A 7,510-nucleotide genomic window follows, 5' to 3' on the forward strand; every position below is an offset into this window, starting at 1 on the left:
CACGTTTTCCTACGTCCTGTGGCTTATCTCAGGACATAGAGAAAAGATAGGCATGGCATCCACAATACCATAGGTCGTTCCGAAACTGAAATATCTTTCAGGCGAAGAAATTGTTATACCAAAGCCCAATGAGCCTGCTTTAAATGGATAATGCGCTCATAGGCCTGCTCAATTCGGCTGCGTGAAATGGCGTTTTTATGCACTAAATTTTCAATTCTATCAATTAAATCAGGGGCCGTTATTTGCCCTAATTGATTGGCAAAAATCAGCATGTCTGCACCTGCATTAATAGTTAAGCACAATGCATCATCGAGGGAATAGTGGTTAGCAATGGCTTGCATTTGTAAATCATCGCTGATAATAACCCCATTAAATCCTAATTTTTCGCGTAACAAGCCAGTGAGAATCGGATAAGACAACGTAGCAGGCAAACCGTTTCCATCTAACTGACGATTAATCACATGAGCTGTCATGATCATAACAGGGAATTCATTTTGCTTGAGCAGAAGCGAATACGGTTCAAGCTCGCTCGGCTTAAAGGTTTCAGTCACATCAACAAAACCATGATGAGTATCACCTATAGCACTTCCATGACCAGGAAAATGCTTAAAGCAACACGTTAATCCCTGCTCAGCAAAAATTTCCACAAATTTCTGTGCAGTTCGGGCTACTTTTAAGGGATCTGCAGAAAAACTTCTTCCAAGACTACCAATGATTCCATGCTCTTCAGTTAAGTTGAGATCAACTACGGGGGCAAAATTCAAGTTAAATCCCAAGGATTTGAGCGTTTTAGCCATTTTTTCAATTTCCACTCGAAAGGCGTCGTCTGAAAGCTTAGCCAACTCAGAAGGATTTTGAGTTACCATGCATCCGTCAATGTGGCGAAGTCTATCAACAGCTCCTCCTTCATAATCAAGAGCAATAAAAAGACCTGGAGCATCCTTGCTAGGAGAAAATTTTTTTGCATAGCAATTAAGCTGGTGGGTAAGTTGTTTAATCTGGGCTTGGTTAACTAAATTTTTCCCTTGGCGTTTATCGATTAGATCGTAATCAAATAGCAGTACCCCTCCTAGGCTATCAGCGCTTAACCAATGGGCTATGGGACTCTCCTCATCAACTGCAGTTCCAGCAAAACCCATAATGAGCATTTGTCCAATTTGATGTCTTAAGCTAGTCAATTGAGGCCTCTATCTCTTTTTTCTTTGTTTTGCATCATACACAAAGCTTAAGGCGTGTGCTAGTCAGGTAACCGCATCGTGCGCCACAAGGCGGTTACCCTGTCGTGCCAGTTCGAAAACTGCCTTATCATGAATTGGCAATAGCCGTTAGGCTCATTATGAACCACCCGGTTGTGGACTTGCTGGCGGTGTCGAATTTGCCGGTTGCGGACTTGCTGGCTGTGGTTTAACAGCTGGAATGCTGTTAAAATCACATTTGCAATCACCACTTGCGTCAGGCGGAAAGGGAACTGATGAAAAATCAGCAGGAAAACAAACCGGAATTTCCCAGGCTGTTACGCCTTGAGCGATTGAACCAGGCAAAAACCAGTAGCGAAGCGCATTATAGCTTTTTCCCACTTCAGACTGCCAAAACACCGGTTCGAAAGTTGCCTGATACATCAAGCTTTGCGCAGTGTGACAATCAAAATTTCCTCTTGCCCACGATTGTCCTTTTGGAACTTCAATGGTGAGTAATATTTTATTGCTTACTGAATCCAAAACGTTCACTTTAACATCATAATTCGTCCAGCAGCTGTCTTTCGCTAAAGTAAAAACACAAGGAAATGCGAAAAGGGGCATCGATGCGCAGCTAAGAAAAAGTGACAGAAATGCTTTAATCATCATAGCAAATCCATAAATCCCGGATTATAGATAATTTAATTATACGCTGAGATTTGAATTTTGCACGTGAGGCCATTAAGATGAATACCTCTATGATTGATTTCCTTGAAGTATAGGTATATCCTTCGCGCTTGAAGGAGAGATGGCCGAGCGGTTGAAGGCGCACGCCTGGAAAGTGTGTATACGGAAACGTATCGAGGGTTCGAATCCCTCTCTCTCCGCCAATCACCTAAATTTCAAGCTTAGGTGTCAAACGGCGAAATAAAGAAGGGAGTAAGCGACTTGCTAGTAATCCCAGCTTTTCTTTAAACCCAGCAATAATTACCTCGGGTTTATCCTGTTCAATTGCCTCTCTCATTTGTCGTGCACAATTTTCACGTGGAATCGCATTCATGTGTGCCTTATCCGCCTTCCCATAAACAGTACCATTGGCTACCAACGCGTGCATTGAAATTTGAGTATTGATGTAACCTGGATAGACAAGCGTCACTTTAACCCCAGTCTTCACTAATTCATTACGTAGGGATTCAAAATAACCTTTTAGAGCATGTTTACTCGCACTATAAGCAGAGCGCGTTTGTACGCCATAGAGGCCTAATATACTCGAGGTAACGACTAAATGCCCGCTATTGCGCTCTAACATTTTTTTTAGTATCGGATGGGTCAGTGCGATGGCTCCAAAAAAATTAATTTTCATGATTTTTTCGTCCATTTCAAGCTCGGCATCAGCGGCTAAATATCGCTGAGAGATTCCTCCGTTGTGAATAAGTACGTCAATAGGCCCATGTTGATCCCAAACCTCTTCAGCCTTCTTCTTGAGTTCGCGATAGTTTTCAAGATCAAGCGGAATAATAGAATGTTTTTCAGGTGAGACACAATTTTTTCGCACGCGCTGAAGCGCTTCTTCATTGCGTGCAGACAAGATCACTTTCGCCCCTGCTCGAGTGATTTCGTAAACGAGCGCCTCGCCGATACCTGAAGATGCACCCGTAATCCAAGTCGTTTTATCCTGTAATGATGTCATAAAAGCGTCCCTTTTATTCAAATTTATCCTACCATTATTAACATCGTTAGAGTAGTTTGCCGATACGGAGGTCAGAATGAAACGGGTAAGATTAGGAAGCCAGGGACTTGTTGTTTCTCGTATTGGCTTAGGTTGCATGGGCATGTCTGAATTCTATAAAGGGGGGACTGAAAAAGAGTCACTGGCAACCATTCACCTTGCTATTGAGAAGGGAGTGAATTTTTTTGATACTGCCGATATGTATGGTCCGTTCACCAATGAGCAGTTAATCGGTAGCGTCATTCAAACTTGCCGTAATCAGGTCATCATTGCTACTAAATTCGGCAACGAGCGTAATGCGAATGGGGAATTTATTGGTATTAACGGCCGCCCTGACTACGTTCATCAATGCTGTAATAACTCTTTACGACGACTTGGGATTAGCGAAATTGATTTATATTATCAACATCGAGTGGATCCCAAAGTACCCATTGAAGAGACAATCGGTGCCATGGCTGATTTAGTCGCATTAGGAAAAGTTCGCTATATTGGCCTATCTGAAGCTAATCCCACTACCATTCGGAGGGCACATGAAGTCTATCCACTGACCGCAGTACAAACCGAGTATTCGTTGTGGAGTCGAGATCCCGAGGACGGTGTTTTACAAACTGTGAGGGAACTAGGCATTGGTTTCGTTGCCTACAGCCCTTTGGGACGAGGATTTCTCACTGGTCGATTCAAGCAACCCGAAGATTTTGCCGAGGGTGATCTTCGTCTGTACAATCCGCGTTTTCAAGGAACGAACTTCTATAAAAATCTTGCGGTAGTCGACGAGCTTGAACGTTTTGCGCTAAAAAAAGAAATCACGCCAGCCCAACTTGCTTTGGCTTGGATCTTGGCACAAGGAGAAGACATCGTTCCTATTCCAGGAACAAAGTTGCGACGCCGGCTTAGAGAAAACATTGAAGCCATTGATATAATACTTTCCCAAGACGATTTAGAGACAATAAGCAGCATAGCTCCCAAAGGATTTGCAGTAGGAACACGGTATTATGATATGAGTACGGTTGATCAGTAATGGGGCTTTGCAAATTATGATTTGATTCAACCTGCTCATCTGTTTATTAACTTAAGCGCCACAGGTAGGTTAGGCTTTGACCAATCTACATGTAGCGCTTCACTGGCTATGCCTTGTTGAGGTAAAATTGTTAGAGTGCATCCCTTCTTATCAATGAGGCTGAGTACTTACCATTTCGGTGCTTAGCTCCTCGGTACTATTGTAACTTTCATAACTTTCGTCACTAGCATCGTTTTCCTCACTTTTTTCACTTCCATTCCTATAGCTAGGCTTAGGAGATTCTTCCGAGTTATAAACACCAAGAAATCGGAATAAACCCCACCCTGATTTCTGCGCTTTTTTCTCATCATGTGGCATTGGTTTTGGTTTTCCTTGTGATTCCTCTAAAGCACCTTCGCAAAGTATTTCAGCAATGGCTTCGGCATCATCAGGTGTTTCTAAGAGCAATGTTAAGTTAGGTTGATTTAATTTTTCTTTTTTGCTCAAACGAACGCACGCTTTATGTAGTCCTTGCCAGTGTGATGCACATTCCATGATTATTTCGATATTTTCCTGACAATTCGAACTCTCTTTTTGTAAAAGCCCTGCTTGGCTAATGTATTGAAGGATGAAACCTAAATAAATGGCTTTTTCAGGAATAGAACAGAGCAGTTTTCTATTTTTGATGGTATTTTGTCCTGCTGCCGCTAACTGATTGTAAGCTAAGGCTAATCCTTCAGCATGCTCAGGATGTTGCGATAGAAAGGTCTTAGCGTCAGCATGATAATCAGGTGATTTTTTGGCTATCGCTATTCCTCTAGCAAGCGATAGCATGTGCTCTTGACCACTAAGCACTGTTTTCAATTCTTCATCATCAATGGGCGCAGCCTCTTGGGCTAATAGTGCGACAGCTTTTGCTATTTTTTGACCTTGTGATGGTGTAGTAAATAACTGACTTAATGTCAGTTGTACCTGTGAAGAAATTAAATCCAACTGGGCTAATTGACTCACAGCCGATAAAATGTCCCCACTCCTGTCTACCGTCTTTAAAATCAGTTCCCAATACTCTTCCACTGGCCAACCAGCATGCTTGAAATGCCTTAACAGGGCTTTAATCGTTTCGCCTTTTTCTATCGCATCGACATGATGAAACAGTGTAGTGATATTCGTTGAATTTAGTTGTCCACACAAACTTAATCCTTCAGCAATTGCTTTAATGCCCCACCAAAGCTCATGAAAGTTAAAAAGAGCCGATAGGTACGACTGTATCATCAAAAGCGGATCAGCTGCTGCAAAAAGAGATAATATATCGTTGAATAGGGCTATTTTAGCTGCTGAGGACACGGTGACATCTTGGATGTCTAAACCATCAAGTTTTTGAATGTTACTCTCATCACACAAGCCATTTTTGTTTAATAAAACTAAAATATCACTTAACAGTTTGGGATTTTTCCTGTTTAAAATCAATAAGAAAGCGGCTTTTTCCGTTACTTTTGCATCCACTAATTGTTGAATAAAGGTTAACTTATTCGCCAAAGCTTCCTTATTCGCTCGTTCACAAATTTCTGCTAAAGCGTGAGAGGATAAGAAAGGGATTACTGGGTCTAATACCTCAAGAAGCTGAGACAGCATAAGCCCATGTTCTTCATCTTTACCAAGTGGTAATGAGGTATCTAACGTCTCTATTCGCTCTTCAGTAAGAGTGTATTGCTCTATTCGTTTTAAATTAGCAGGACTGAGTTTTTCTTTTTCTTTCAGATGACTTAAAGCTTTGCGCCCACCCAGCTTGTTCGCGAGTGTACCTAAACTTATACTCGCCGCCCTATGGTCCCACGTTTTTTTGTCTAAAATAATCTTAGTTAATTTAAGATACTCTTCATCAGTGAGCTCTCTATCCTTAACCACCTCGCCCTCTTTACCATTTATCTCGATGTAAAAAATTTCTAGCTCTTTAATGTGAGACTCTTTCGTCGGTCCCCAACGGAAATAGCCGGAATGAAGCGAATATTGCTCAAGCGCCTTTTTAACATCCAAAATTTTCATCGATGAATCCATCCCTGTTTATTAACAAAACCAAAGCCATCATTTAACTAAGCACACGATTTAGCAAAAATTTCTGTTAGCTCTCTAAAATAACCATCATCCAGACGGTCTTCCAGACTCCAGCACCAAGCCAAAACGGCTTGCACAAAACACCATTGGGCGATTCGGCTTAGATCCAAATTAAGCAGAGAAGCAAACCCAGTCATTCGTCTATCTATGATACGCCATGCGGCCTTTGATTCAAGCAATTCTGGTATTGGATTTCGTATAAAAGCAGCCACTTCATAAGTCAACTCGCCTATTACGCCTTTTGGATCAATCGCGAGCCAATCATTGTCATTTTTTAAAATATTGTCATGATGAAGATCACCGTGTAATAAGTGGTCTTGTTGGCTGGTTTTAAGAAGGTAATCCCTATACTCTCGGCTTTTTTCCAAATAGTGTGTGGGTATTTCCCAATTTTTATCCAGTATGGCAAGCCAATCCCTAATATGAGGGAACTTATTCTCTTTAGGTAGCTGGGCTTGCGTCAATTGGCTAATCAGCTGGCACGCAATTGTCAGGGATTCCGCGTGCTCAAGCCATTGATTCTTTAAAGAATACCCAGGAATAGCCCGCTGAAGCAGTAATGCACCTTTTCTTGCGGCTAAAAGTTTGACAACAGCACACGAGCAAAAGGCGTTTAAGGCATTCGCCTCTCGAGTCAATGCCATATCATCCAGACCTAATTTTAAGATAATTGGTTTTTCCTGCTGAAAGCCAGAAAGCACATAATTAAAGGAAAGATTAGGTATCGGCTTGAGATCCCTTAAATGCCACAAGGTGCTTAACTCTTGGACAAGTTTAGGAAGCTTTGTGAGCCAATTTTTGCCCTTTTCACCGTATACACTCAAAATAGTCTGATTAAACATCTAGATTCCCGCCCATTGTAATTGAGAATGAATCTCTTTTAGCGTTATCATAGCAATAAAACAAGAAGGAGCCTTAATATGACTAATTCAGCGGTTCTCCCAGAAGATATTATTGCAGATGGTGCAGATTACACCCTCATCCATGGCATTAAAGTGAGAAAAGGAAGTGTTGCAGCATTTATTGCCAATATTGACATCTTGGAAAATCCCCACTCCTCATCGGAGGATAAAAACAACGCATTGCAAATGATGAAGGAGTTAGCCCCTGCTATTGTCACTGTTGGACTGCATCACCATGTTACTTTTAAAAATAAACAGGCTGATGAAATAATTCGAGAAGCATCCAATTCATTAGGGTCTGTTGACAATTCACCTGCTGCCTACGTGCCGCGGCTTGTCCGCGGCATCAATAGATGGTCAAATTAAAAGCTGAACTACCTAATTCATTGATTAATGAAAGCAAACTCATAATATAACGGCTCAGATACCAAGTATAAAACGAGTTTGCAATGCTAAGACTTATGCTCAATGACGAGCGTTGGTCAAAGCTGAGGGAGATCATGCTACAGCACAGGATTTATGACTACCCCAATCTCCGTAGGATAGTGGAGGCAATGTTATATCGCATGCGGGTTGGGTGCCCTTGGCGTGACCT

The 7,510-nt window shown here is 41.8% G+C and carries 8 protein-coding genes and 1 tRNA gene; 4 read left to right on the forward strand and 5 right to left on the reverse strand.

Going from position 1 to position 7,510, the window contains the following annotated elements; all coding sequences use genetic code 11:
* Nucleotides 1–113: 113 nt before the first annotated feature.
* Entirely contained in the window at nt 114–1,178 is a 1,065-nt protein-coding gene (locus B5D33_RS15850) for a glycoside hydrolase family 3 N-terminal domain-containing protein (RefSeq protein WP_058451140.1), read from the reverse strand.
* Between the two features lie 156 nt (nt 1,179–1,334).
* Nucleotides 1,335–1,844: a hypothetical protein gene (locus tag B5D33_RS15855; RefSeq protein WP_234802534.1), complete on the reverse strand. Its 510-nt coding sequence runs from the start codon at nt 1,842–1,844 to the stop codon at nt 1,335–1,337.
* Nucleotides 1,845–1,977: 133 nt separating this feature from the next.
* Here B5D33_RS15855 and B5D33_RS15860 point away from each other — a divergent pair.
* A tRNA-Ser gene (locus B5D33_RS15860) sits at nt 1,978–2,065 on the forward strand.
* A 5-nt stretch (nt 2,066–2,070) separates the two neighbouring features.
* On the opposite strand, the gene B5D33_RS15865 is transcribed toward B5D33_RS15860, so the two are convergent.
* Complete coding sequence (locus B5D33_RS15865) at nt 2,071–2,865, reverse strand: SDR family oxidoreductase (protein ID WP_058451139.1); 795 nt, start codon at nt 2,863–2,865, stop codon at nt 2,071–2,073.
* A gap of 76 nt (nt 2,866–2,941) precedes the next feature.
* Here B5D33_RS15865 and B5D33_RS15870 point away from each other — a divergent pair, with 76 nt between their 5' ends.
* Complete coding sequence (locus B5D33_RS15870; RefSeq protein ID WP_058451138.1) at nt 2,942–3,922, forward strand: aldo/keto reductase; 981 nt, start codon at nt 2,942–2,944, stop codon at nt 3,920–3,922.
* 150 nt (nt 3,923–4,072) lie between these two features.
* On the opposite strand, the gene B5D33_RS15875 is transcribed toward B5D33_RS15870, so the two are convergent.
* Both B5D33_RS15875 and B5D33_RS15880 read right to left on the reverse strand, forming a co-directional pair.
* Nucleotides 4,073–5,944 carry a hypothetical protein gene (locus B5D33_RS15875; protein ID WP_058451137.1) on the reverse strand — a complete coding sequence of 624 codons (1,872 nt, stop codon included), beginning with the start codon at nt 5,942–5,944 and terminating at the stop codon, nt 4,073–4,075.
* A gap of 47 nt (nt 5,945–5,991) precedes the next feature.
* Complete coding sequence (locus B5D33_RS15880) at nt 5,992–6,855, reverse strand: aminoglycoside phosphotransferase family protein (RefSeq protein WP_058451136.1); 864 nt, start codon at nt 6,853–6,855, stop codon at nt 5,992–5,994.
* Nucleotides 6,856–6,933: 78 nt separating this feature from the next.
* Between B5D33_RS15880 and B5D33_RS15885 the strand changes: the two genes are divergently transcribed.
* Both B5D33_RS15885 and B5D33_RS15890 read left to right on the forward strand, forming a co-directional pair.
* Nucleotides 6,934–7,281: a hypothetical protein gene (locus B5D33_RS15885; RefSeq protein WP_065239971.1), complete on the forward strand. Its 348-nt coding sequence runs from the start codon at nt 6,934–6,936 to the stop codon at nt 7,279–7,281.
* Between the two features lie 83 nt (nt 7,282–7,364).
* Nucleotides 7,365–7,510, forward strand: a 146-nt coding sequence (locus B5D33_RS15890; RefSeq protein ID WP_139364762.1) for a transposase, incomplete at its 3' end; no start/stop codon positions are given.

This window comes from Legionella maceachernii (assembly GCF_900167045.1).
GTDB classification, from domain to species: Bacteria; Pseudomonadota; Gammaproteobacteria; order Legionellales; family Legionellaceae; genus Tatlockia; species Tatlockia maceachernii.